24 protein-coding genes are annotated in these 24,806 nt (G+C 40.7%); 12 read left to right on the forward strand and 12 right to left on the reverse strand.

Annotated features, from left to right (window positions below; all coding sequences use genetic code 11):
* Positions 1-79 precede the first annotated feature (79 nt).
* From BMX21_RS02675 to gap, 6 genes are all read right to left on the reverse strand, one after another.
* A complete protein-coding gene (locus tag BMX21_RS02675; protein ID WP_092041030.1) occupies positions 80-604 on the reverse strand; it encodes a shikimate kinase in 525 nt (174 codons plus the stop codon).
* 104 nt (positions 605-708) lie between these two features.
* Positions 709-1,212 (reverse strand): metallophosphoesterase family protein, encoded by a 504-nt coding sequence (locus BMX21_RS02680; RefSeq protein ID WP_092041034.1) that lies wholly within the window; start codon positions 1,210-1,212, stop codon positions 709-711.
* A 176-nt stretch (positions 1,213-1,388) separates the two neighbouring features.
* Positions 1,389-2,360, reverse strand: coding sequence for a hypothetical protein (locus tag BMX21_RS02685; protein ID WP_092041037.1), 972 nt, complete (start codon positions 2,358-2,360; stop codon positions 1,389-1,391).
* 99 nt (positions 2,361-2,459) lie between these two features.
* Entirely contained in the window at positions 2,460-3,206 is a 747-nt protein-coding gene (gene tpiA / locus BMX21_RS02690; RefSeq protein WP_022752628.1) for a triose-phosphate isomerase, read from the reverse strand.
* Positions 3,207-3,359: 153 nt separating this feature from the next.
* Positions 3,360-4,598 (reverse strand): phosphoglycerate kinase, encoded by a 1,239-nt coding sequence (locus tag BMX21_RS02695; RefSeq protein WP_092041040.1) that lies wholly within the window; start codon positions 4,596-4,598, stop codon positions 3,360-3,362.
* 115 nt (positions 4,599-4,713) lie between these two features.
* The gene (gene gap / locus BMX21_RS02700; protein ID WP_027203570.1) at positions 4,714-5,739 is read right to left on the reverse strand and encodes a type I glyceraldehyde-3-phosphate dehydrogenase; all 1,026 of its coding nucleotides are present in this window, start codon (positions 5,737-5,739) and stop codon (positions 4,714-4,716) included.
* Between the two features lie 513 nt (positions 5,740-6,252).
* On the opposite strand from gap, the gene BMX21_RS02705 reads away from it, so the two are divergent.
* The 7 genes from BMX21_RS02705 to BMX21_RS02735 all read left to right on the forward strand — a co-directional run bounded on the left by BMX21_RS02705 (position 6,253) and on the right by BMX21_RS02735 (position 11,371).
* Positions 6,253-7,068 carry a histidinol-phosphatase HisJ family protein gene (locus tag BMX21_RS02705; RefSeq protein ID WP_092041043.1) on the forward strand — a complete coding sequence of 272 codons (816 nt, stop codon included), beginning with the start codon at positions 6,253-6,255 and terminating at the stop codon, positions 7,066-7,068.
* A gap of 106 nt (positions 7,069-7,174) precedes the next feature.
* The gene (locus tag BMX21_RS02710) at positions 7,175-8,194 is read left to right on the forward strand and encodes a transglutaminase-like domain-containing protein (RefSeq protein ID WP_092041046.1); all 1,020 of its coding nucleotides are present in this window, start codon (positions 7,175-7,177) and stop codon (positions 8,192-8,194) included.
* A gap of 16 nt (positions 8,195-8,210) precedes the next feature.
* Complete coding sequence (locus tag BMX21_RS02715) at positions 8,211-9,275, forward strand: type II secretion system F family protein (protein WP_027203573.1); 1,065 nt, start codon at positions 8,211-8,213, stop codon at positions 9,273-9,275.
* A gap of 21 nt (positions 9,276-9,296) precedes the next feature.
* Positions 9,297-9,650, forward strand: coding sequence for a hypothetical protein (locus BMX21_RS02720; protein WP_092041053.1), 354 nt, complete (start codon positions 9,297-9,299; stop codon positions 9,648-9,650).
* A gap of 101 nt (positions 9,651-9,751) precedes the next feature.
* The gene (locus tag BMX21_RS02725) at positions 9,752-10,246 is read left to right on the forward strand and encodes a DUF4860 domain-containing protein (RefSeq protein ID WP_022752635.1); all 495 of its coding nucleotides are present in this window, start codon (positions 9,752-9,754) and stop codon (positions 10,244-10,246) included.
* The gene (locus BMX21_RS02730) at positions 10,243-10,839 is read left to right on the forward strand and encodes a hypothetical protein (protein WP_092041056.1); all 597 of its coding nucleotides are present in this window, start codon (positions 10,243-10,245) and stop codon (positions 10,837-10,839) included. The genes BMX21_RS02725 and BMX21_RS02730 overlap by 4 nt, the downstream gene beginning before the upstream one ends.
* A gap of 37 nt (positions 10,840-10,876) precedes the next feature.
* Positions 10,877-11,371: a hypothetical protein gene (locus tag BMX21_RS02735; RefSeq protein ID WP_022752637.1), complete on the forward strand. Its 495-nt coding sequence runs from the start codon at positions 10,877-10,879 to the stop codon at positions 11,369-11,371.
* Positions 11,372-11,553: 182 nt separating this feature from the next.
* Here BMX21_RS02735 and BMX21_RS02740 read toward each other — a convergent pair whose 3' ends face one another.
* From BMX21_RS02740 to fliY, 5 genes are all read right to left on the reverse strand, one after another.
* Complete coding sequence (locus tag BMX21_RS02740) at positions 11,554-12,321, reverse strand: hypothetical protein (RefSeq protein WP_092041059.1); 768 nt, start codon at positions 12,319-12,321, stop codon at positions 11,554-11,556.
* A gap of 23 nt (positions 12,322-12,344) precedes the next feature.
* Positions 12,345-14,342, reverse strand: coding sequence for an ABC transporter ATP-binding protein (locus BMX21_RS02745; RefSeq protein WP_022752639.1), 1,998 nt, complete (start codon positions 14,340-14,342; stop codon positions 12,345-12,347).
* 12 nt (positions 14,343-14,354) lie between these two features.
* Positions 14,355-16,115 carry an ABC transporter ATP-binding protein gene (locus tag BMX21_RS02750; protein ID WP_092041061.1) on the reverse strand — a complete coding sequence of 587 codons (1,761 nt, stop codon included), beginning with the start codon at positions 16,113-16,115 and terminating at the stop codon, positions 14,355-14,357.
* Between the two features lie 99 nt (positions 16,116-16,214).
* Positions 16,215-16,691 (reverse strand): MarR family winged helix-turn-helix transcriptional regulator, encoded by a 477-nt coding sequence (locus tag BMX21_RS02755; protein ID WP_177173892.1) that lies wholly within the window; start codon positions 16,689-16,691, stop codon positions 16,215-16,217.
* Between the two features lie 204 nt (positions 16,692-16,895).
* Positions 16,896-17,519 carry a flagellar motor switch phosphatase FliY gene (gene fliY / locus BMX21_RS02760; RefSeq protein ID WP_022752642.1) on the reverse strand — a complete coding sequence of 208 codons (624 nt, stop codon included), beginning with the start codon at positions 17,517-17,519 and terminating at the stop codon, positions 16,896-16,898.
* 172 nt (positions 17,520-17,691) lie between these two features.
* On the opposite strand from fliY, the gene BMX21_RS02765 reads away from it, so the two are divergent.
* The 5 genes from BMX21_RS02765 (at position 17,692) to ptsP (ending at position 23,811) form a co-directional block, all read left to right on the forward strand.
* Positions 17,692-18,438, forward strand: a complete 747-nt coding sequence (locus tag BMX21_RS02765) for a DeoR/GlpR family DNA-binding transcription regulator (protein WP_022752643.1) — start codon at positions 17,692-17,694, stop codon at positions 18,436-18,438.
* Between the two features lie 23 nt (positions 18,439-18,461).
* Complete coding sequence (pfkB, locus tag BMX21_RS02770) at positions 18,462-19,373, forward strand: 1-phosphofructokinase (protein ID WP_022752644.1); 912 nt, start codon at positions 18,462-18,464, stop codon at positions 19,371-19,373.
* 82 nt (positions 19,374-19,455) lie between these two features.
* Positions 19,456-21,510: a PTS fructose transporter subunit IIABC gene (locus BMX21_RS02775; protein WP_092041065.1), complete on the forward strand. Its 2,055-nt coding sequence runs from the start codon at positions 19,456-19,458 to the stop codon at positions 21,508-21,510.
* Between the two features lie 282 nt (positions 21,511-21,792).
* On the forward strand, positions 21,793-22,056 hold the full coding sequence (locus BMX21_RS02780; protein WP_022752646.1) for an HPr family phosphocarrier protein: 264 nt from the start codon (positions 21,793-21,795) through the stop codon (positions 22,054-22,056).
* A 48-nt stretch (positions 22,057-22,104) separates the two neighbouring features.
* The gene (gene ptsP, locus BMX21_RS02785; protein WP_092041069.1) at positions 22,105-23,811 is read left to right on the forward strand and encodes a phosphoenolpyruvate--protein phosphotransferase; all 1,707 of its coding nucleotides are present in this window, start codon (positions 22,105-22,107) and stop codon (positions 23,809-23,811) included.
* Positions 23,812-24,040: 229 nt separating this feature from the next.
* Here the strand turns inward: ptsP and BMX21_RS02790 are convergent, their stop codons facing one another.
* Positions 24,041-24,805: a hypothetical protein gene (locus BMX21_RS02790; protein ID WP_092041072.1), complete on the reverse strand. Its 765-nt coding sequence runs from the start codon at positions 24,803-24,805 to the stop codon at positions 24,041-24,043.
* Position 24,806: the final 1 nt, after the last annotated feature.

Below are 24,806 nucleotides of genomic sequence, written 5' to 3' on the forward strand. Positions count from 1 at the left end.
ATTGTCAAAGCCCTGCCAATAACGTTTATAAGAGCTGATGATCAAAGCAGTTTATTGAAACCGATAATAAAACCGGTTTTTATGCCTCACCAAGCTCTTTTATAAGATCTGCAAGTACTGTTTCTACATTTTCACAATTCTCTGTGACTGTTATATCAGCATATTTATTATATAGTCTTACACGTTCGTCATAGAGCTGCTCAAAAGTCTGGCCGTCACGGATTACTACTCCGCGCTGTTTGATATCAGACAGGCGTTTTACAAGGCGGTCATATTCTACATGAAGATATATAACTCTTCCGATATTTTTAAAATGCTGCATAGCCTTATCGCCATATACGGCGCTTCCACCAGTTGCAATAACTGTCCTTTGTACGTCTATAGAAGCATTAACTTCATTCTCTATCTCGATAAAAGAATCTATGCCGTCTTCTTCTATGATCTGACTAAGCTTTCGATCCTGTTTTTCCTGAATGAGAATATCTGAATCTATAAAGTTATAGCCAAGAACCTTAGCAAGAATTACTCCAAGTGTACTCTTGCCGGAGGCTGGCATTCCTATTAGGATTATGTTGTTATTATCAGTATTGTCCTTAAAACTCATGTATTTAACCTCTTTGTTACGATTAATGCATTTATAAATATGAGAATAAGTTTGAAAGTGTTCCACTTTCTCGTCGATAGACCTATTTGGCTACTCAACCATCCTTATGCCTGATATTTTTTATGTGTTACCTTAACTTCTGTATCCTCAATTTCAAGTACTGCATACGTCCTGTTCATATCAGACTGTCTCGGAAGTGAGATACTGCCGGGGTTTAGGATTATAAAACCATCATCAAGAACTTCGTAATGAGGAATATGTGTATGACCGTATATAAGCATATCACAGCCTTTACTCTGAGCATAATATACCATCCTGTTCATATCCATCCCCGGATGGCAATGCATATTGCCGCAGGAATGACCATGAAGCAGCAGCACATTCCTTCCGCCAAGCTTGAATATCTTCTCAAGAGGTAGGTTCCTGCCATAATCGCAGTTACCCTTAACTATATGCGTATGATAGTCTACAGGCCCAAGAACATTCTCAAGTGTATCTTCAAGATCGCCTGCATGTATCAGTACGTCAAAAGGTGCTTCATCCTTGATCAGCTGCTTCATATAAGCCTGATTCCCATGTGAATCACTAAAAACAAGTGCTTTTATCATATATCATCATCTCCTACTGTCTTAAATACCAACGCTTATTATACATAACCTGCCCTTCAAAAGATACAAAAATCTTGCTCAGCAAAGTTAAACTTGCACAGCAAAACATCCCCAAAGACTCTCAAATAATGATAGCCTTTGGGGATATTGAAATGACACCAAATAAATATTCTTGATTACCAGTCGGAATCCCAGTCCGAACCGCCCGAATCCCAGGAATCGTTGCTATCCCAGTCTGAATCAGAGTCCCAGTCAGAATCTGAAGAGCTGAAATTCTCCTCATAATAGTCACTATCAGTAAATGATGTTCCAATACTATCATCAGAATATGAGTACGAGCCTTCATAATAGTCAGTGTACTCAGTATCAGAGCCTATATAAGGATCTGTGCCATAATAGTACCAGTCATCAATCTCAGGATCATAGGCATACCACGAATCATACCTGCTGTAGTAGGTATTACCGTTTATTAAGTAATAACCGTCTTTATTGACCGGCTGTAGCAAAACGCCGACAAGAGTCAAGATGACAGCTGCAATGATGGCTATGATAGCATTCCTTATAACATTTTTCTTATTAAATGCCGGATTTTTATATGCTCTCCATGCACAATAGAGTATAACAGGAACCGCTACCCAGGCAACATATTGGAATATATTTGAATACGCCGCTGCAAAGGAAAGCCCAATGATTCCCCAAAAGCCATACCTTATATAATTCCAAGTCCTGTTTACCGCTTTTCCAACTCTGTGATTGCTCTGGCCGGATCTTCTTGCTGCATTATCTGCCTTTTGCCTTACAATCTCATCCTTAAGCTTTTGATACAGTTCATTAACGGCATAAGACTCGTCGCCGCCCTTGTATCTCACCGCTCTTTGGCCGTTAGCCTTATTTTTATATACAACAAAATCACCTGAATCATCCTTATAGATACCGAATGCTTTAGGTTCTTTTATATTCTTTCCGATAAAAAATCTCGTGACATCTTCCGGTGGCAGATGATGATCATCGTACCACTTCTTAAGCTCCTCTATTGTAGTCGGAACACCGGTTGCTTTCCTGACATTATCATTAGGAGCACCACAATTTGGACATTTTTCCAAGGTATCGTCGTATTGAGAATTACAATAATCGCAAACCTTCTTCATATATAACCTCATGTAGAGAGTAAAAAGAGCTGTTTCCCAAAGGAAGTACCTAAAGAAAACAGCTCTTAATAAACATTTACAAATTCAAAGCATTATGCATCAAGCATTAACAATCTTACCGAAGTCAGGCTTAAGGCTTGCTCCACCGATAAGACCGCCATCAATGTCAGGCTTTGAAAGAAGCTCAGCAGCGTTGCCGGCATTCATAGATCCGCCGTACTGAATACGAACTGCCTGTGCTGTAGCATCATCATAAAGCTTAGCGATAAGCTCACGGATAAATCCGCAAACTTCCTGAGCCTGATCAGCTGTAGCTGTCTCGCCTGTTCCGATAGCCCAGATTGGCTCGTAAGCGATTACGAGATTCTTAACCTGATCAGCTGTTACGCCGTCAAGATCCCATGTGATCTGTCTTTCAATCCATTCCTTGTAAGTACCTGCTTTACGAAGAGCAAGTGACTCACCACAGCAAAGGATAGGCTTAAGGCCAGCAGCAAATGCCTTCTTAACCTTAGCGTTGATAAGGATATCATTCTCACCAAAGATATCTCTTCTCTCTGAATGTCCCATGATAACGTACTTAACACCGGCATCTACAAGCATAGGAGCTGAGATCTCGCCTGTGAAAGCACCCTTATCTTCAATGTAGAAGTTCTCAGCACCAACATTTACGTTAGTACCCTTTACAGCTTCTACTACAGGAACGATGTCGATTGCAGGAACGCAGTATACTACGTCTACATCGTCGTTCTTAACTAAATCTTTAAGCTCAGCAACAAGCTTTACAGCTTCTGAAGGTGTCATGTTCATCTTCCAGTTGCCGGCAATAATTCTTCTACGTGCCATTATGTTATTCCTCCGAATTTTGATTGTTCATAAGCAGACTCGAAAATGCTACGCATTTCCTCGTTCGCGTTGCTCGTCATATTCGAAAACATGTATCTGTATGCAAGCATCCATCTACATGTTTTCTCATCTGACTCTGCTTATTCGCGCAAATTATGCTCTGTCGTCTGCAGCATATACGCCAGGAAGCTTCTTGCCTTCAAGGAATTCAAGAGAAGCACCGCCACCTGTTGAGATGTGGCTCATCTTGTCTGCATAACCAAGCTGGTTAACAGCAGCTGCACTATCACCACCACCGATGATTGTTGTAGCGCTTGTCTCTGAAAGAGCCTTAGCAACTTCCTTAGTACCTGTAGCAAGAACAGGGTTCTCGAATACGCCCATAGGTCCGTTCCAAACTACAGTCTTAGCAGACTTAACTGCCTCTGAGTAAAGCTCGATAGTCTTAGGTCCGATATCTGCACCCTCTTTGTCAGCAGGGATCTTATCAGCATCTACAACTGTTGTGTTGATAGAAGGATTGTCGATAGGGCTTGGGAACTCGTCGATACATACAGCATCAACAGGAAGAAGAAGCTTCTTGCCAAGCTTATCAGCCTTCTCCATCATTTCCTTACAATAATCAACCTTAGTCTCATCGAGAAGTGACTTACCAACTTCATATCCCTTAGCCTTAAGGAATGTGTAAGCCATACCACCACCGATGATAAGTGTATCGCACTTCTCAAGAAGAGTGTTGATAACATTGAGCTTATCAGCAACCTTAGCACCGCCAAGGATAGCAACGAATGGACGAACAGGGTTCTCTACTGCGTTACCAAGGAAATCGATCTCCTTCTGCATGAGGTAACCAACTGCGCATGTGCCGCCCTTTTCACGAACATACTTAGTAACAACTGATACAGAAGCATGTGCTCTGTGAGCTGAACCGAAAGCATCACATACATAGTCATCACAAAGATCAGCAAGTTCCTGTGCGAACTTCTCACCAGCATCTTCAGGCTTAGTCTCTTCCTTGCCTCTGAAACGTGTGTTCTGAAGAAGAACAACATCGCCTTCAGCCATCTCAGCTACAGCCTTTGTAGCAGCTTCGCCTGTTACGTTGTAATCAGATACGAAGTTAACCTTCTTACCAAGCTTCTCTGAAAGTCTTTCAGCAACTGGTGCAAGAGATTCACCTTCGTTAGGTCCGTTCTTAACTTTGCCAAGGTGGGAGCAAAGAATAACCTTGCCGCCATCAGCGATAAGCTTTTTGATTGTAGGAAGAGCTGCAACGATACGTGTCTCGTCTGTAATCTTACCTTCCTTAAGTGGTACGTTGAAATCGCATCTAACAAGGACTCTTCTGCCCTTTGCGTTGAAATCATCTACAGACTTTTTATTAAGTGCCATAGTATATTTCCTCCTGAATGAATTTGATTGAACCGGATCTGTACAAGGCCCGATAATGAAAAGGAGGTTCGGTCCTATTGGACCGGACCTCCTGCAAGAACTAGGTTAAAAATAATTATTTAACGAATTTCTCGAAGTACTTGATTGTTCTAACCATCTGAGATGTGTATGAGTTCTCGTTGTCATACCATGAAACAACCTGAACTTCATAGAGGCCATCGCCGATAGCTGTAACCATTGTCTGTGTAGCATCGAAGAGTGAACCATATGTCATTCCAACGATATCAGAAGAAACGATCTCGTCTTCGTTGTAACCGAATGTCTCAGGATCAGAAGCCTTCTTCATAGCCTCGTTGATTGCTTCCTTTGTAAGTTCCTTGTCAGACTTAACAACTGCGAAAAGAAGTGTTGTTGAACCTGTCGGTACAGGTACTCTCTGTGCAGCTCCGATGAGCTTGCCGTTGAGTTCAGGGATAACAAGACCGATAGCCTTTGCAGCACCTGTTGAGTTAGGAACGATGTTAACAGCGCCTGCACGTGCTCTTCTAAGGTCACCCTTTCTCTGAGGTCCGTCAAGGATCATCTGATCACCTGTGTAAGCATGGATTGTTGCCATGATACCAGACTGGATAGGTGCGAAGTCGTTAAGAGCCTTAGCCATAGGTGCAAGGCAGTTTGTTGTACAAGATGCAGCTGAGATGATGTTGTCATCTGCTGTAAGTGTCTCGTGGTTAACGTTATATACAATTGTAGGAAGATCATTTCCTGCAGGAGCAGAAATAACAACCTTCTTAGCACCAGCGTTGATGTGAGCCTGAGCCTTTTCCTTTGATGTGTAGAAACCTGTACACTCAAGTACAACGTCTACTCCGATCTCGCCCCAAGGAAGGTTATTAGCGTCTGCTTCCTTGTAGATCTTGATCTCCTTACCATTTACTGTAATGGAATCTTCGCCGTAAGAAACCTTATCAGCGTACTTATACTTGCCCTGTGATGAGTCATACTTAAGAAGGTGAGCAAGCATCTTAGGAGCTGTAAGATCGTTGATTGCTACGATCTCTGTTCCTTCGTGCTCGAACATCTGTCTGAATGCAAGACGACCGATACGGCCAAAACCATTGATTGCTACTTTAACTGCCATTTTAAGTTCCTCCTAAAATGAAATATTTGGTTATATTGCTGCTATTTCCAATTTCAAAGACGGAATTCTAAAACGAAACCATCCATGATTGACAAATTTTTATCAGCAATTTCTATTCTACAAAAGTTATTAGAATAATTCAAGTCTGCAAATGTAAAAAGTTTAAAAATTGCTTATAACTTAGACCATTCTCTTACAATATAGTAAAATATAGCACATGTTCTGATAAGTTATCGTTTTTATGATAACATTTACAGATAAATTAACGCAAACACGTTATAATATCTATATATATCCCTTTACCAGCACTTTATATGCCACTTTATACAACTCTTTATACGAAGCTTTATTTATCGTTTTTCTTTCATCTTATTAACTTTTTTATACAACGCTTTAAAAGACATTAAAAGATATTAAAATCGCACAGTGACCACATCTACATACTTATGGTATTATCACAATAATATCTTTATCCAATTACGAAAACACTCCTCACCCAGAAAGGCCACATCCATGAATATTATTGCCGATTATCATATGCATAGTGAACATTCCGGAGACAGCACAGCTCCCATGAAGAACATGATCGAAAGCTCGATAGACAAGGGCTTACAGGAGATATGCTTCACAGAGCACATGGATCTGGACTATCCGATAGGGCCTGATAACCCGGAAGGTTTTTTTGAGATAGACGCAGATTCTTATAGACAGGATTTCCTTAGATTACAGGAAATATACAGATCCAGGATCACCATCCGCTATGGAATAGAACTTGGGCTCCAGCCCCAGATAACAAAGCAGAATGAAAATTTTCTTTCCAAATATCCTTTTGAATTTGTTATAGGTTCCAATCACTTGTGCCACCACAAAGACCCTTACTACCCCTCATATTATGAAGGAAGATCCATAGACGATGCCGTAAGAGAATTTTATGAATGTACTTTGGAAAATATCAAAATATTCCATAACTTCGATGTTCTGGGGCACCTTGACTATATTGTCAGATATATTCCTTGTCAAAGTGATTATAACTTTACAAAATTCTCCGATATAATTGATGAGATCTTGAAAATCCTTATTTCTGAAAACAAAGGTCTCGATGTGAACACCAAATCATTCCAAAGTGGTATGAACGACCCCAACCCTTGCGGCGAAATACTTGCAAGATACAAAGAGCTTGGCGGACGTATCATAACATTTGGTTCAGATGCTCATAAGCCGGAACATGTGGCATATGCTTTTGACAGAGCCAGGAAGACCGCCTTAAAAGCAGGCTTTACATCTTATTGTACTTTCAAAGACAGAAAGCCTGTTTTCCACGACCTGTGATCTTCTTCCTGATCAGGTGTTTATGTTCATAGATAGCCCATTTTATTTTTGTAATATAGCATTTCAGGCTTGTACCAGAGGACAGGGGACACCCAGGAGAATCCATATGATTTTTTTATATAGAAAAAAAATATTATATACTCCTGCTATACTCATTCTATCACTACTTATAATATCGGCCTGCTCGAATACTGCGTCTACGCCCGCCGATACTACAAGATCTCAAAGCAGCGCAAATACCGGCACACCTTCAGATAAGGCTCAGGTCAGCAGCACAAGCTATGAGATCAGCACTGTCAAAGGAAGTCGTGACAACACTCCCCACGTTCTTGTGCCGGAGAAACCAGGCACTACAGTATACGAGAACGATATTGCCATAATAGATGCCTCCAACTCTGATCAAGGCTATATTTTTGCCAAATACACAGGTTCCAATGAAAAGGTCAAGCTACAGATCACAGGTCCTGATCAGGTTACATATACTTATGATATGACTACAGGAGGAGGGCTTGATGAAGTCTTCCCTCTTTCAGCAGGTACCGGATCATATCTTATAAATATCTACGAAAATATATCCGGAAATCAATACTCTCTCGGACTTACTGCTACTATCGAAAGCGCACTTGAAGATGAGTTCCTTCCCTATCTGTATCCCAATCAGTATGTATGGTTCACCAGCGATATGAAAGCAATCGACATGGGGAGCCAGCTTGCCTTAAGTGCCAATTCTGATCTTGATGTCATCTCCAATGTTTACAATTTTATGATCAGCAACATCTCCTATGACTACGATGAAGCTGAAACAGTTCAAAGTGGCTACCTCCCGGACATTGACGAAGTCCTTGAAACCAAAAAGGGGATATGCATTGATTATGCATGCCTTATGTCAGCAATGCTTCGATCACAGAATATCCCAACACACATGGAAGTCGGATATGCAGGAATGGAGTACCACGCCTGGATCAGTTGTTATATTGATGAGAAAGGCTGGGTCAACGGAATAGTCCAGTTTGACGGAACTTCCTGGCAGCTAATGGATCCCACCTTCGGCTCTACAACTGCAGAAGATGTTCTACGAAACTATATAACAGATGACGATAGCTACATCGCCAAATACATCTATTAAGAAAGAAGGGCTGACATTGAAAAAAGCATCCAAAGCTCCCAAACAAAAGGCTCTTAGCAATCAGGAAACCGCAAGTTTCTGCGGTCAGTATGCCATGCTTTTAAAAAGCGGAATCGCTCCATTAGAGGCCGCCGGCATACTCATGTCAGATACAACAGATCCTTCAGGCAAGGAACTATTATCAAACCTTTTCCATATCCTTAGAACAGGCGAGAAATTCCATGTTGCTTTATCTATGTGCAATGTTTTCCCGCCCTATGTGATATCCATGATCAAAATAGGTGAAGAGTCAGGTAACCTTGACAGCGTACTGGAATCTCTGGAGATCTTCTACGAGCATGAAGATAACCTTGCCGACAATTTTAGAAACGCCCTCATGTACCCTATGATCATGATCATAATGATACTAATGATAGTTATAGTACTTATTACCAAGGTCATGCCCATATTCAGTCAAGTGTTCGCGCAACTTGGTACTGCTATGAGCGGCCTGTCCCAGACTCTTCTTAGTCTTGGAAGCGTATTAAACCGCTGGTCGCTTGTACTTATCGTCATACTGGTTCTTCTTGGAGCTTTTATGATATTCACAACTCAGACAAGGCACGGATTTTCTTTTCTCCAGAAGATATCAAAGCATATAAAGCCTCTAAATGACCTGTTCCTAGATAATGGTGTAAGCCGCTTTGCAAGCGGTATGGCTCTCGCAATATCCAGCGGCATGGACACCTATACAAGTTTGAATCTGTTAAAATCAATAGTCGAAAACGAAGAGATATCCAAGAAGATCGATATATGTCAGAAGCAGATTCAACAAGGAGACAGCTTCCCCGAAGCTTTAAAAAACGCCAATATCTTCTCGAATGTTTATACCAGGATGGTAATGGTTGGATTCAGAACCGGTTCAATGGAGAAAGTCCTCCACCAGATTTCTACCAGATATGAACAGAAGACCAATAAGAAGATAAGCCTCGTCCTTTCTACACTTGAACCCACATTGGTCATAGTACTTTCACTTATCGTAGGACTTATTCTTCTATCGGTAATACTTCCTCTCATGGGCATCATGAGTTCAATCGGATGATGCCATGCCAAAGGAGATCATATGGCTAACAGATTTGAAAATAACAGCATTTTGCCAAAACTAAGGTCCAATATAATGTACATAGTACTATGTACCGTGCTGATAACTCTTTTCCTATATGGGATCAATATGTTCTCTGAAAGCACACTCTCCTATCAGGAAGATTCGCTGGTCCTTGCTCTTCAAAAAGATATTGCACAGTGCTATGCAATAGAAGGCTTCTATCCTCCGGATCTTGATTATCTGAAAGACCACTACGGACTTGTATACGATTCTGATATTTTTTATATAGATTACACTGCTTTTGGTTCTAATATGTATCCTGATGTTACCATTCTTAACAAGTCCAAAAAAACCGCTACTACCATAAGATGATTGTGAGAGTTTCGTAGAAACGGAACAATCCGTTAGTCATAAGGCGTCACAAGGAACTTTTGACACCCACCTCATAATATAACGCAGAAAGGAACATCTGCATGAATCCTGATAACGACAAAAGGCACATAATCGATATATTTTTTATAATATCACTTCTGTTCGGATTCGTTTTCTGCGCAGTTCTGATCATAGCGCTTGGAGCCAGCATCTATGAGCGCGGCGTTTCAAGCAGTAACAGCAATTTTGACAAAAGGACCGCTTCAACTTATATAGTCCAGAAAGTCAGGCAAAGTGATGATAACGGAGCAATCTCAGTAGGTGATATAGGCGATATTCCTGCTCTTACTATCACAAGGACTATAGGCGGCAGCTCCTATACTACTTATATGTATGCATATAACGGATACCTTATGGAAGTATTTGCGAGAACAGACATAGATATATCCCCACAGTCAGGTCAGCGCATCATCAAAATGAATGCTATGGACATCAAGATATCCAGTTCAAATCTTATAACAGTCGAAATAACGGATATGGAAGGTCAGCTAACTGAAGTACTGATATCTCCTCTAAGTCAGGGAGGCCAGACATGAACGATGGCTCTGCTTACACCAGAAATCAATCTTCTCTTTTTCTTATAGAAGTTATTATTGCAGTCTTCTTCTTTGCGATAACAGCTGTGGTTTGCATACGTATTTTTGTAAAAGCCCATATCGTATCAGAAAATTCTCAGGTGCTGACCCAAAGCTACATTGAAGCCGACAATATAGCTCAGGTTTTTATTAATAGCGGTGCAAACATCGATCTTATCATATCCAGATATTCCGAATATGCTGTGACATTGTCTCAGGAAGGAGACTATACAGGCACTATACTGATCCTCTATGACAGTGATTTCAAGCCTATCCCCCACCCGACGGACAACATTGATCAGACTATAGAATCAACTGCCTATGAACTGATCCTGACTCAAAGCCTTGAAGACGCCTTAGATGTATATGAAGGTTTAAATTCCTATGCAGAAGCCGGCTATGCCTGTAAAGCATCAATATATATTTATGATATACAGCTATCTGATACACTTATAACTGATGCTTATTTTGAAAATCTAAAAGAGCATGCAGAAAACAGAGTACTAACGCTCCCCATCGATCTGTATCTTGGAGACATTGATACGGGAGCTTAACAGAAGATACTGATGCAGTAACTAAGCAGGAGATATTATGAACAGAAATATACATATAGGACTTCCAATAGGAACAGCCTCAATACTACTTATATTCCTTACACTAAGCCTTACCTCTTTTGCAGTACTGTCGCTGGAAACGTCTGTTGCTGATATGAATCTTACCAGCAAATCAGCTGACTATACACAGAATTATTATGCAGCATTCCATGAGGCGCAAGGATTCCTTGCAGATATGGATTCCAAACTATCAAGTCTTTATTATGAATCTGCAGATTATAACGATTATATGAGAAAAGCTGGTTTCGGCCCTGTTTCAGACAACTTCCCGATTGGAGAGATGCAGTATCTTCATGTCGAGATTTCGATCATATACCCTTCTGTCTCAGATATAAACAATCATAAAAAAAGCTTCGCATCATCCGGCGAAGATACTTTCAGGTCATCCGCTTTTTATAAGATTTCTTCATTTAGGATCATAACAAGGGATGATCTTCTAAACTATAAGGATGCTGAAGTCCCTGTTTATTAAATATGCCGAAATTCCCGTTTATTAATGATACTGCGATCCCTGTTTATTAGAGATACTGCGATTCCTGTTTATCAGAATAGCAAAAAGCCTTCCCCAAAGTAGTGATACCGGGGAAGGCTTTTCTTCTAAAATTATTTTTTAGATGTTTCTTCTGAACTATTTTCTTTTGAAATTATTCTTTTCTATATTTCTCTTCTTTTAAGACCACCGGTTTCCGATATCGTCATACGCTTTTTATCATCAGTCATGCCTCTGGCAGCGTCTGATTCTGCAATGACCATATCATTTACACCCGCGCCTTTACCTGTTCTTGTGAATCTGTCGTATTCGGACGCATCATCTTTTTCGTGAACATGCATATGTTTGATACGGTTGTCCAGATATTTGAAGATCTCTGCAAAAACAGCCTTAGGAATCTGGAATGTCATAGTCTCATTGCGTCCATATATAAAGCGTATACTTCCAAAGCTCTTTACAACATCATTAACATCCATATAATGAAGCCTTGCATTTTCACCCTGGCCAGAGACTCTGAAACTGAAATGATCCTCAAAGATATACAGAACACCTTCCGTAAATCCCATAGTGGAAGGGATCGTATAGATAGGATTATCATTCTTTTTCTTCTTGTTCTCACGATCAGTCTCTGAAACATCTGCAAACTGCTGGGTACGTTCTGCTATGAAGCTGTAATAATACTCAGCAATATCCTTATTTTCGAATATCAAAGGGATATAATGTATATCATAATAGCCATCTTCAGTGGAGCCTTTGCTGGTAATAAGAAGCTCTTTGATGTATCTCTTGCAGGATGCGATATTGCCATATTTGACATCTATTGCTTTGTCTCCCACAGGAATAAACCTGACGAACTCTTCATACAGTTCAACTTTGGTCTTATCATCGTTCCAATATGCAAGCTCGCTACGAATCAATCTCAAACTATCCATAAAGCCTCCATTTTAAATGACACTTATGCAGTTACTGCTTTATTACCTGTATAAAGCTGGTAATAACGTCCCTTCTTCTCAAGAAGCTCTTCGTGATTGCCTCTTTCTATGATCCTGCCCTGCTCCATTACAAGGATGCAATCAGAATTCTTGATAGTAGAAAGTCTGTGGGCGATTACAAATGTCGTACGATTAGCCATAAGCTTGTCCATACCATCCTGAACAATCTTCTCAGTTCTGGTATCAATAGAACTTGTGGCTTCATCAAGGATCAGTACCGGCGGATCTGCAATAGCAGCTCTCGCAATAGCAAGGAGCTGACGCTGACCCTGTGACAGGTTGGCACCATCACCTGTAAGCATAGTATCGTAACCATCCGGAAGACGTCTTATAAATCCATCAGCATTGGCAAGTCTTGCTGCTGCATATACTTCCTCATCAGTAGCATCAAGCTTACCATAGCGGATATTCTCAGCAACAGTTCCCGTGAAGAGGTGCGTATCCTGAAGTACGATACCAAGTGATCTTCTAAGATCCTTCTTAGATATCTTGTTGATATTTATATTATCGTACCTAATCTTGCCATCCTGAATATCATAAAAGCGATTAATTAAATTTGTGATAGTTGTCTTGCCTGCACCGGTAGAACCTACAAGAGCTATCTTCTGACCGGGTTCAGCGTGAAGTACTATATTATGAAGTACCATCTTCTCGTCAGTATAGCCAAAATCAACATCATTAAAGGTTACATCGCCAAGAAGAGGCTTGTAATCTGTAGTTCCTTCAGCTTTATGGAAATGCTTCCAAGCCCAGGAGCCTGTATGATGGTCAACTTCTACGATCTTGCCGTCCTTATTCTCAACATTAACAAGTGTTACATAACCATCATCCATCTCTGGCTTCTCATCAAGAAGTCTGAATACACGTTCTGCCCCGGCAAGTGCCATGATAATAGAGTTGAACTGCATTGACACCTGGTTGATCGGCATTGAGAATGACTTATTAAATGTAAGGAAACTTGCAAGAGATCCAACGGAAAGAGTTCCGAAGAGATTTACAAGTGCAAGGAAAAATGCAACTGCAACTCCCTTTGAGCTTGAAGTCGTAAGGGCAAGAGCACCACCCAAAAGAGCACACAGAACATAGCTGATATTACCAAGCTGTGCATTAATAGGTCCTAGTATGGATGAAAATGCATTGGCCTTGTAAGCACTCTCGAAGAGCTCTTCATTGTATTTATCGAAATCCTCGATCGTCTTTTCTTCATGGCAGAAGACTTTAACAACCTTCTCACCATTCATCATCTCTTCTATGTAGCCATTAAGTTTACCTATATTCTTCTGCTGCTTGACAAAGTTACGTCCTGAAGCAGCTGCAGCTGCCCCTGATGCAAACAGCATTAAAGCTACCATGATGATCGTAAGGATAGTAAGCGGTACATTAAGTACTACCATTGAGATAAAAACAGAAACTATAGTAATAGCACTGTTAAGAAGCTGCGGTATACTCTGGGATATCATCTGTCTCAGAGTATCTATATCATTTGTATAAATAGACATGATATCGCCATGGGCATTAGTATCAAAATACTTGATAGGAAGGCTCTCCATATGCTCAAAAAGCGCTGTTCTAAGATTTTTCAATGTACCCTGAGATATGAATACCATTGTAAGCGACTGAATATAAGTCGAAGCTATACCAACAGCATAGAAGAAAGCAACTCTTAGTATTGCAAAACCTAAAGGTCCAAAATCAGGTTCACCGCCTTCTCTGACTGTTTTGATAAGCGGATCGATATATCCGTCAATAAGTGTCTTGGTAAAAAGAGTTCCCTGGATATTAGCAAGAACTGAAACAACTATGCAGACACCTACAAGTATCATCTGAAATCCATAAAATTTAAAAACATACCCCAATAGTCTTTTTAAGAGCTTTCCGGGATTTTTGATCTTGGGTTTTGGCATTCCGCGCTGTCCTCTTGGGCCCGGGCCTTTAACCTCTCTGACTTTTTCTTCTGCCATATCTGATTCTCCTTAGTTCTTTTCATCAAAGTCAGCATCACCGCTTGCACCGGTCTGTGACTCATAAACTTCTCTGTAAATAGGATTCCTTGCAATAAGTTCATCATGTGAACCAAAGTCATTGACTGTACCATCTTCCATTACTATGATACGGTCACAGTTTTGAACACTGGATATTCTCTGAGCAATGATGAACTTTGTAGTATTAGGTATCTCCTTAGCAAATGCCTGTCTTATCTTGGCATCAGTCGCAGTATCAACTGCAGATGTAGAATCATCAAGTATCAGGATCTTAGGAGACTTAAGAAGCGCTCTTGCAATACAAAGTCTTTGTTTCTGACCACCTGATACATTGGATCCGCCCTGCTCGATATATGTATTATAGCCCTGAGGCATCCTGTCTATGAATTCACTTGCGCAGGCAAGCTCGCAGGCCTTTCTGCACTCCTCATCTGTTGCATCAGGTTTGCCCCAGCGAAGGTTATCATATATTGTGCCGGAGAACAGCTCATTTTTCTGTAATACTACTGCAACCTCGTTCCTGAGAACTTCCATGTCGTAATCTCTTACGTCGATTCCGCCCACTCTGACTTCTCCATCTGTAACATCATAAAGACGGCTTATGAGATTGACCAAAGAAGACTTTGCAGAACCTGTACTTCCGATGATACCGATAGTCTCACCTGACTTGATATCAAGATTTATATCTTTGAGTACCGGCTCCTTGGCATCCTCTTTATATGCAAAATTCACATGATCGAATACTACGCTTCCATCCTTGACTTCCATAACAGGATTTGCAGGATTGGTGATAGAACTCTTCTCATTGATAACTTCTGAAATACGTCTTGCACTTGCTTCTGACATGGTTATCATTACGAATACCATAGAAACCATCATAAGGCTCATAAGAATGTTCATGCAGTAAGCAAGAAGTGACATAAGCGCACCTGTTGTAAGTTCATCAGATACGATCATATGAGCGCCTACCCAGCTTATAAGAAGTATGCAGGTATATACCGTGCCCATCATGATAGGAGATACCTTGGCAAGCTTCTTCTCAGCTTTTACGAACATCTCATAGATGTTGAAGGCAGCTTTTTTGAACTTGTCATTCTCATATTCTTCACGAACATAAGCCTTAACAACACGTATAGCAGATACATTTTCCTGAACACTTTCATTGAGTGCATCATAACGTTCAAATACTTTTTTGAAATATCTTGTAGTACTTCCCATAAGCAGGAACATGATCGTTGCAAGGAAGAGGACTGCAACAAGATATATACTTGCTATCCTGGGGCTTAAATAAAAAGACATCACCATAGCTACTACCATAGACATAGGTGCCCTTACAGCCATAGACAGAAGCATCATAAATGAGTTCTGAATATTGGTAACATCTGTAGTAAGCCTTGTTACAAGCCCCGAAGTTGAGAACTTATCTATATTGGCAAAAGAAAATGACTGAATATTGTCATGCATTGCCTTTCTTAAGTTCCTCGAAAGACCTGCTGATGCCTTGGATCTCGTAACACCTCCCATGATGCCACACATAAGGCCGAGAGCTGCAACAACAACCATGACAAGACCAGTACTTGCTATATAACCCATATTGCCAGGTACAACATCTGTGCCTATTCCTTTATCAACAATCCTTCCCATAAGGACAGGGATGATCATCTCACAGATAACTTCTCCTATCATCCAAAGGGGAGATATTATAGCAGTAAAGGTGAATTCCTTTAACTGCTTAGCTAGTGTTTTGAGCATACTGTTATTTCCTTTTCTGTTTATTGTCTTGTGACTATATTAAATATAGTCTTTTTTTAAAAATAATTGTTTTCATATAGATCCTTTGATCAGTTTTTGTCAGAATTTCTCGATATTAAGATATATTCTGTCAAGAAAGCTTCTTAGAAGCTTTATCTCATCGTCTGAGAACCCCTTTACTGTTTCATGGTCCATCTCAACATTATATTTTCTGTTTTTTTGAAGAAATTCACAGGCTTTGCCCGTAAGTTTTATATAAGATGATCTCGAATCATTGGGATTAGGAATCCTTTCGACCATCTTCTTTTCTTCAAGTCTGTTGATAAGCCCCACTGCACTTGGATGCGTGATCTGCAATATGCCACAGATTTCGCCCGTTGTAATAGGTTCTTCACCATGAAACAAAATACACAAAAGAACACTCATCTGTGAAAAAGTCAGGTCATCTTTTTTCAAAGCTTCATCCTGATGCTTATGAATCTTTTCTGCTATCATCTTGAATTTATGACCGATTGGTTCCATTTCAGGATTTCTTTCGCGAAATCTCTTTGGCCCTTGATGATCACATTCTCCCATACACTTCTCACCTCTTTTCCTTATCATTTTTACTCGTTAAAAAAGGCTTCTCCAAAAGTAAAGGAGACCGCCTTCACATTTATGTAGCACGTTACATAAACTATGATAGGTAGTCTCCTACATATTGTCAATACAGATAGATCATCTTTTATATAATTTAGACTTTTTTAATCATTTAATTCTTTGATCAGGGGCATCTATATATCATTCGGTATCTTTGGCTTGAAGCTTGGACTCCTTGAATTTCTCACACATATCACACGCAAAATTCTCAGGATAGAGCTGAACCATTGTCGAATCAACAAGGTTTCCAATCTCCATCCTAAAGGTAACTTTTACAAACTTCTCAACATTGGTCTCGAACATTCTCTCAAAGATCTTAACAGACTCAACATCAATCCATTTAACTTCAGGAGTACTGATGTCAACAGGTATTCCCAGCATAGAAGAAAGAGATGTGGCGCTTGATCCCATCATCTGATTCATGGCTTCAGAAGCAGCTGAAAGCTGAATATCTGTAATCTCGCCTTCTACATTAGAGCCATCCCCGCCCATCATAAGATCAGTCATGCATTTTACATCATGATCTTTGAGAATGAGTATATTATTGCCTTCAAGGCCTTTGATGTAATGAATCTGTACAAATATACATATATTGGAATAATCATCCAGGGATTCGCTTCTATTAATGACCTCAATTCTGGGTGTTGTGATATTAACCTTCTGATTGATCATCATACCAAGCGCCGTTGCTGATGTTCCCATACTGATATTGGCAACCTCTCCAAGTATATCGAGTTGTTCATCCGTAAGTTTACCTAAGCCCAAGGTGATACCTCCTTTATATTTTGTATAATTTATGATTAAAATTGATTATTTGTGATTGATTTTGATTGATTTTGGTGATACGATATTTTTGTAAAACATAATAATGTTGCCTTTAAGTTTATCGGATGTTTTTTTAATTTTTTTAACACTTTTTATAAAAACCGAGGTATATATGCTGACACAGGAAAGACGGGACATAATCACCCGCATCGTAAACGAAAAGAATGCTGTAACTGTTGCAGAGCTTGTAGAAGAGCTTGAGACTTCTGCAGCGACTATAAGGCGTGACCTTACTGAGCTTGATAAAGAGCATCGTATTATCAAAGTCTTCGGTGGTGCAACTTCTGTTGGAAGCATAAATACAGGCGAAGATGCTGTTAAAGAAAAGCTCTTAAAAAATGTTGAAGCCAAGGATGAAATAAGCCGCTACGCCGCTTCTCTCATTGTCAACGACGACTTCGTATACATTGATTCCGGTACGACTACACTTAAGCTTATCGACTATATTACCAATACCAAAGCCAAATATATTACTAATGGTATAGTTCATGCCAAACGCCTCATAGAACGCCATCTCGACACCATAATCATAGGTGGCAAAGTCAAGGCCAGAACTGAAGCCGTAATAGGATCAGATTGCGTTGATGTTATAAGACGTTATCACTTCACCAAATCCTTCATGGGCACCAATGGTATCACATTGAAAGCAGGGTTCACCACCCCTGACGTTGACGAGGCCATGGTCAAAGCTGAGGCGATCAAACATTCTTATATGTCTTATATTCTTGCCGACCACTCCAAGTTCGGTGTGGTAAGTTCAGTAACTTTTGCAGAGCTCAAGGCATGTGCGATCATCACTGACAAGGAGCCCTCCAAACAGTATACAGATGAAACGGTTATCAAATTTTTCCAGCAATAGTTTGCAGGAAAGGAGATTTAATAATGATATACACAGTTACCTTTAATCCAGCCCTTGACTACGTAGTACACATGTCACAGGATTTGGCTATCGGTATGACTAACAGATCAGACGCTGAAGAGATTTACTTTGGTGGTAAGGGCATCAATGTTTCCAATGTACTTCGTGAACTCGATCTTCCAACAACTGCTCTTGGCTTTATTGCCGGCTTTACCGGCAAAGCTCTTGACGAAGGTGTTGCTGCATCAGGAATCACTACTGATTTTATAAAGCTCCCTGAAGGAAACACCAGAATCAATGTCAAGATCAAAGCTGCTGACGAGACAGAGATCAACGGTCAGGGTCCTAAGATCCCCGACGAATGTCAGAAAGAACTTTTCAAAAAGCTTGATCAGCTCAAAGAAGGCGATACTCTCGTTCTTGCAGGAAGTATCCCATCCAGTCTTCCAAGTGATGTATATGAAAGAATCCTTGAAAGACTCGACGGTAAGGGAATCAGATTCGTAGTAGATGCGATCAAGGATCTGCTTCTTAATGTGCTTAAGTATCATCCGTTCCTTATAAAACCCAATAAGCAGGAACTTGGAGAGATGTTCGGTGTCACAATTGATTCTGATGATGACACAGTTCTCTATGCAAAGAAGCTTCAGGAAAAAGGTGCAAGAAATGTACTTATCTCCATGGCTGGTGATGGCTCTCTTCTTGTTACAGAAGATGGACAGATCCTAAGACAGGGCGTATGCAAGGGTAAAGTTAAGAACTCTGTCGGCGCCGGAGATTCTATGGTAGCCGGATTTATAGCTGGCTATGAAAAGTCAGGCGGAGATTATAAAGTAGCTCTCAACCTCGGAACTGCCTGCGGAGGTGCTACTGCATTCTCAGACGGACTTGCCAAGAAAGATCTTATAGACGAACTCTATAAGACACTTAACTAAGTAAGAAGATACTGTTATAAAGAACAGTATTTTCAAATATAAAAACAAGGTATTCTTTTAAGAAAGGGATAGGGTTAAAAGTATGAAAATCACAGAGTTTTTACAGCCGCAGGGCGTAAAGCTGGGCGTTTCAGTTGCAGATCAGAACGCTGCAATCGATGAACTCATTGCTTTGCACAATGCAGCGGGAAATCTTAACGACGCAGCAGCATTCAAAGATGCAATTCTTGCACGTGAAGCAAAAGGTTCTACAGCAATCGGAAAGGCTATTGCTGTTCCTCATGGAAAGTCTTCTGCTGTTTCTAAGGCAGGACTTACAGCTATTACTGTTCCAGCCGGAGTTGACTACAAGTCTCTTGACGGACAGCCTTCCAAGCTTATCTTCATGATCGCAGCACCAGAAGGCGGCGCTGATACACATCTTGAAGTTCTGTCAAAACTTATGACAATGCTCATGGATGATAATTTCACACAGAAGCTCATTGCAGCAACAAGTGTTGATGAATTCATGAAAGTAATTGATGAAAAAGAAACTGCAAAGGATAAGGAAGTTGCAGCAAAAGCTGCTTCATCTGCAAGCAGATCTCTTAATCTTCTTGCTGTTACAGCATGTCCTACAGGTATAGCTCATACATACATGGCTGCTGAAGCTCTTGAACAGGCTGCAAAAGATAAAGGCTATGCTATCAAGGTTGAAACAGACGGATCAGGCGGAGCTAAGAATGTTCTCACATCTTCTGAGATTGCTGCAGCAGATGTTATCATTCTCGCAGTTGACAAGAATGTTGAAATGGGACGTTTCGACGGCAAGAGAGTCATTAAGGCTTCTACTGCCAATGCCATCCACAATGCCGGTGATCTTCTTGCCAAAGCTGAAAGCGGCAATGTTCCTGTATATCATCACACAGGCGCTGTAGAATCAAACACTTCTATAGACGGTGATGAGACACTTGGACGTAAGTTCTACAAGCACCTTATGAATGGTGTATCACACATGCTTCCATTCGTTATCGGTGGCGGTATTCTTGTAGCTCTTTCATTCCTTATCGATACTCTCGCAGGATACGGCACAACAGGTGGTGGTAACTTCGGCCAGATGATTCCTCTGTCAGCCTTCTTCAAATACGTAGGCGGACTTGCTATGAGCCTTATGGTTCCTGTTCTTGCAGGTTATATCGCTTATTCAATCGCTGACAGACCTGGTCTTGCTGTTGGTTTTACAGGCGGACTTCTTGCTTCAAATGGTAACGCTGCTATAGCCGGTTTTGTATGGGGTTCAGAAGAAGCTCTTCCACAGCTTGGCGGTTTCAATAAGTTTATTGCTAACTTCGCATTCCAGGGATCAGGTAATACAGTATCCGGTTTCCTTGGCGGTATCGCAGCAGGTTTCCTTGCAGGTGCTATTGTACTGTGGCTCAAGAAGATCACTTCAGGATTCCCGAAGTCACTTGAAGGAATCAAGCCTGTACTTATATATCCTCTCTGCGGTGTATTCCTTATAAGCGTTGCAATGTGCTTCGTACTCAATCCGATCATCGGACTTATCAATACCGGCCTTTCAGCAATGCTTACAGCTCTTTCAAATGCTAACATGCTTGCAGTTCTGGGTCTCATCCTCGGTGCTATGATGGCTATCGATATGGGTGGTCCTATCAACAAGGCAGCTTACGTATTCGGTACAGGTATGCTTGCTACAGCATCTGATTATATGACTCAGGGTGCTCAGATGAATGATCCCAAGGTTACAGCCTGCTACATCGCTATGGCAGCTATCATGGTAGGTGGTATGGTTCCTCCTGTAGGTATCGCGATTGCTTGTAAACTCTTCCCTAAGAAGTTTACAGAAGCTGAGCGTGAGACATGGATCACTAACATCATCATGGGAAGCTCATTCATCACAGAAGGCGCTATCCCATTTGCAGCAGCTGATCCTATTCATGTAATTCCTTGTACTATGATCGGTTCCGGTATTGCAGGTCTTCTTTCTGCAGTATTCGGATGCACACTGATGGCTCCTCACGGTGGTATCTTCGTATTTGCAACTGTAGGTAATCCTATTCTCTACATCGTTGCATGGCTTGTAGGATCTATCATCACTGCAGTACTTCTTGGATTCATCAAGAAGAACAAGGAATGATTTTTGCAAACAAAGTTTTTCAAAAAATAAAAAACGCCATGAACCATAAAGGTTTCAACTAATACTTCATCGCCCTGCATGCTGTCACAGGCATGCAGGGTATTAGTGCCATAAAAGTGATTACGGTGTATAATTGATATGCATAAAAAGCCGCGCTCTTGACACAAAAGGAAGAATCTTATATAGTTTAGATTCTTGAATAAGTTTCCGATCAGATATTGCAACTAATTACATGTAATATATATGATCTACACCATTACAAAACCATAGGAGGAATAACAAATGGTATCAGCAAATGTTAAAGTAATCAATGCAGAAGGAATGCACATGCGTCCGGCTAGTCTTTTCTGCCAGACAGTAACTCCTTTTACAAGCTCAGTAAGAATCTCATACAATGGTAATGAGTTCGATGCAAAGTCAGTTATGATGCTCATGAGCGCTTGCATCAAGTGTGGTGCAGAGATCGAGATCAAATGTGACGGACCTGATGAAAACGAAGCTTTAAAGGCAGCTGTTGATCTTGTAAACAGCGGACTTGGTGACTGATAACCAATAGCAACCGTACTTCTTCAAATTTGAAAGGATCAGACAAATATGTACGAAGGAATAGCTGCTTCACGAGGCATAGGAATAGGTTCCGTATGCCGTATTATCGAACACGATCTTACATATGAAAATCACAAGCCCGAAGATACCGGTGCTGAAAAAGAGCGTCTTCACAATGCTGTAGACTCTTTCAAAAAAGAGACAACAGAAATGGCTGAAGATATCAGAAAGCGAATCGGACCCAAGGAAGCTGAGATCCTCGAGGGTCATCTTGTTATGGTATCAGATCCTGCAATGGTAGGCGAGATGGACAAGATGATCGACAACAATCAATGTGCAGAAGCTGCAGTTACAGCAGTTTGCGATATGTTCATCAATATGTTCTCATCTATGGATGATGAACTTATGAAACAGCGTGCATCTGATGTTAAGGATATAAAGCAAAGTCTTTTAAAGATCCTTCTTGGTATCGAAGATATCAACATCAGCAAGGTCGCACCTGGAACAGTCCTTGTTGCCAAAGACCTTACACCTTCAATGACATCTCAGATTGTCAAAGAGAACGTTGCTGGTATCATCACAGAGATAGGTGGTAAGACTTCCCACTCTGCTATCCTTGCAAGAGCCCTTGAGATCCCAGCAGTTCTTTCTGTTCCCGGTATCATCGATCTTGTTAATGACAAGGATACTGCCATCATTGACGGTACAGAGGGTCATGTATTCATCAATCCTACAGGCGATGTGCTGTCAACATATATCAGAAAGCGCGAAGATTTTATCAGAAAACAGGAAGAACTCAAGAAATTCCACGGTAAAGAGACTGTTACAGCTGATGGCAAGAAATTAGAGCTATTTTGTAACATCGGAACACCCAAGGATGCCAAGAAAGCTATTGAGTGTGATGGCGAAGGTATAGGCCTCTTCCGTTCAGAGTTCCTGTTCATGAACAACACACATCTTCCTAACGAAGATGAGCAGTTTGAAGCATACAAAGAGGCTGTTACTACTATGGGTGGTAAAACCGTTATCATCCGTACCCTTGATATAGGCGGTGATAAGGATATTCCATATCTCAATCTGGAGAAAGAAGACAACCCATTCCTTGGCTACAGAGCAGTACGCTACTGTCTCGCCAATCCTGACACTTACAAGATCCAGCTTCGTGCGATAATTCGTGCAAGTGCTTTTGGTAAAGTCAAGATAATGCTTCCTCTTGTTACAACTGTTGACGAGGTTAGAAATGTCAAAGCTATGGTTGAAGATATCAAGAAAGATCTTGATGCTCAGGGCATTGACTATGACAAAAATATAGAAGTTGGATGTATGATAGAGACAGCTTCTGCTTCTCTTATTGCAGATAAGCTTGCTAAAGAATCAGATTTCTTCTCTATCGGTACTAATGATCTGACACAGTATACAATGAGCGTAGACAGGGGCAATCCTAAAGTTGCATATCTGTACTCTGCTTTCCAGCCGTCAGTTCTTCGTTCTATAAAGAATATCATCTCAGCAGGTAATGCTGCAGGTATTCCTGTAGGAATGTGCGGTGAGGCAGCTGCAGATCCTCTTATGATCCCGCTTCTCATTGCTTTCGGTCTTGATGAATACAGCGTCAACCCGGTTCTTGTGCTGACTGCAAGATGCATTATCAGTAAATGGTCAGTAGAAGAGGCCAAGGCTCTCGCTGACAAGGTTATGGAACTTGATACAGAGAAAGAGATCGTTGATCTTTTGAAAGCATCTGCCAAAGACTGATTCATCAGTATTAGCCATATAATTTTTATAGATCTTGAAATGCAAACAGCTGCCGGACATGTATCTGGCAGCTGTTTTTTATACATTTATCATCTAATAATTCATCTACTTTAGTAGTATCATCTTACCGATTAATATCAATCTTATAATCACACCATTTTATTGGTTCATATCAGTCTTATGATCACATCAGTTCACTGGTTGATACCAATCTTCAGATCACACTATGTTAATGGTTCATCTCAGTCCGTACAACGGTCTTAACTCCATTTTCTATAGTTACAGTCTCAAGATAAGTCTTATCGCCCTCTACGATGATATTAGAGTACTCTTCTTTGACATCTTCCACTGCTGATCTGTTACCCGCGCCATTACCGCCACTACCAGCCCCTTCGCCAAATCCGTCATAGAGCATATCAACAGATGCATCAACATTCTCTACTGCAGGCAGACCATATTCTATAGCTCTGTTATTGAGAGCGTTACCCAGAGTTACCATGTTCTCTCTTGTTGCCAGATCATTAAAAGTAAGTCCCAAAGCCTGCATAGTATCAACTATAGTAGTAGTATTTGCTCTGAATGTATCATGTATCTGATTTAACAAGTTCTGCTGGTCGCTATTTAGAGCCATCTTCACAGCCGATTCAAGGAAAGAATCCACATCAATAGAAGGAGCACCTACAGCGGAACCTGAAAGGGCGTTAGAGCCAAGAACAGAGCTTGTAAATATACCATTTGCATTATATATACCTGATGTAGTATTCTGAGCAGCCTTAATAGTATTGATAGTCCTTACATAAGTATCCTGAATATTATCTATTGCTGATAAGCTTGATGAAGTATCTCCAGCATTAAGGTCCATAGCTGCACCACTAAGTTTCACCTGCTGTGCAAATGAAGCAGCTGCCTCTTCTGACACTGCCTTTAGTTTTGCATACGTCTTGAGATAGAGATCTTCTACCGAATCGATTCCTGTTACTCCTGCTACTGCCATT

Source organism: Butyrivibrio sp. TB, from assembly GCF_900110805.1.
In the GTDB taxonomy this organism is placed as follows: domain Bacteria; phylum Bacillota; class Clostridia; order Lachnospirales; family Lachnospiraceae; genus Butyrivibrio; species Butyrivibrio fibrisolvens_C.

What these genes read in the sequence shown, in the direction of transcription:
- BMX21_RS02705 (WP_092041043.1), top strand. Translation starts at nt 6,253, where the DNA reads ATGAATATTATTGCCGATTATCATATGCATAGTGAACATTCCGGAGAC.
- BMX21_RS02725 (WP_022752635.1), top strand. Translation starts at nt 9,752, where the DNA reads ATGAATCCTGATAACGACAAAAGGCACATAATCGATATATTTTTTATA.
- ptsP (WP_092041069.1), top strand. Translation starts at nt 22,105, where the DNA reads ATGTACGAAGGAATAGCTGCTTCACGAGGCATAGGAATAGGTTCCGTA.
- BMX21_RS02750 (WP_092041061.1), bottom strand. Translation starts at nt 16,115, where the DNA reads ATGCTCAAAACACTAGCTAAGCAGTTAAAGGAATTCACCTTTACTGCT.
- BMX21_RS02720 (WP_092041053.1), top strand. Translation starts at nt 9,297, where the DNA reads ATGGCTAACAGATTTGAAAATAACAGCATTTTGCCAAAACTAAGGTCC.
- BMX21_RS02780 (WP_022752646.1), top strand. Translation starts at nt 21,793, where the DNA reads ATGGTATCAGCAAATGTTAAAGTAATCAATGCAGAAGGAATGCACATG.
- BMX21_RS02695 (WP_092041040.1), bottom strand. Translation starts at nt 4,598, where the DNA reads ATGGCACTTAATAAAAAGTCTGTAGATGATTTCAACGCAAAGGGCAGA.
- tpiA (WP_022752628.1), bottom strand. Translation starts at nt 3,206, where the DNA reads ATGGCACGTAGAAGAATTATTGCCGGCAACTGGAAGATGAACATGACA.
- BMX21_RS02710 (WP_092041046.1), top strand. Translation starts at nt 7,175, where the DNA reads ATGATTTTTTTATATAGAAAAAAAATATTATATACTCCTGCTATACTC.
- BMX21_RS02680 (WP_092041034.1), bottom strand. Translation starts at nt 1,212, where the DNA reads ATGATAAAAGCACTTGTTTTTAGTGATTCACATGGGAATCAGGCTTAT.
- BMX21_RS02685 (WP_092041037.1), bottom strand. Translation starts at nt 2,360, where the DNA reads ATGAAGAAGGTTTGCGATTATTGTAATTCTCAATACGACGATACCTTG.
- BMX21_RS02675 (WP_092041030.1), bottom strand. Translation starts at nt 604, where the DNA reads ATGAGTTTTAAGGACAATACTGATAATAACAACATAATCCTAATAGGA.
- BMX21_RS02790 (WP_092041072.1), bottom strand. Translation starts at nt 24,805, where the DNA reads ATGGCAGTAGCAGGAGTAACAGGAATCGATTCGGTAGAAGATCTCTAT.
- BMX21_RS02740 (WP_092041059.1), bottom strand. Translation starts at nt 12,321, where the DNA reads ATGGATAGTTTGAGATTGATTCGTAGCGAGCTTGCATATTGGAACGAT.
- BMX21_RS02755 (WP_177173892.1), bottom strand. Translation starts at nt 16,691, where the DNA reads ATGGGAGAATGTGATCATCAAGGGCCAAAGAGATTTCGCGAAAGAAAT.
- BMX21_RS02745 (WP_022752639.1), bottom strand. Translation starts at nt 14,342, where the DNA reads ATGGCAGAAGAAAAAGTCAGAGAGGTTAAAGGCCCGGGCCCAAGAGGA.
- BMX21_RS02730 (WP_092041056.1), top strand. Translation starts at nt 10,243, where the DNA reads ATGAACGATGGCTCTGCTTACACCAGAAATCAATCTTCTCTTTTTCTT.
- gap (WP_027203570.1), bottom strand. Translation starts at nt 5,739, where the DNA reads ATGGCAGTTAAAGTAGCAATCAATGGTTTTGGCCGTATCGGTCGTCTT.
- BMX21_RS02775 (WP_092041065.1), top strand. Translation starts at nt 19,456, where the DNA reads ATGAAAATCACAGAGTTTTTACAGCCGCAGGGCGTAAAGCTGGGCGTT.
- BMX21_RS02765 (WP_022752643.1), top strand. Translation starts at nt 17,692, where the DNA reads ATGCTGACACAGGAAAGACGGGACATAATCACCCGCATCGTAAACGAA.
- pfkB (WP_022752644.1), top strand. Translation starts at nt 18,462, where the DNA reads ATGATATACACAGTTACCTTTAATCCAGCCCTTGACTACGTAGTACAC.
- BMX21_RS02735 (WP_022752637.1), top strand. Translation starts at nt 10,877, where the DNA reads ATGAACAGAAATATACATATAGGACTTCCAATAGGAACAGCCTCAATA.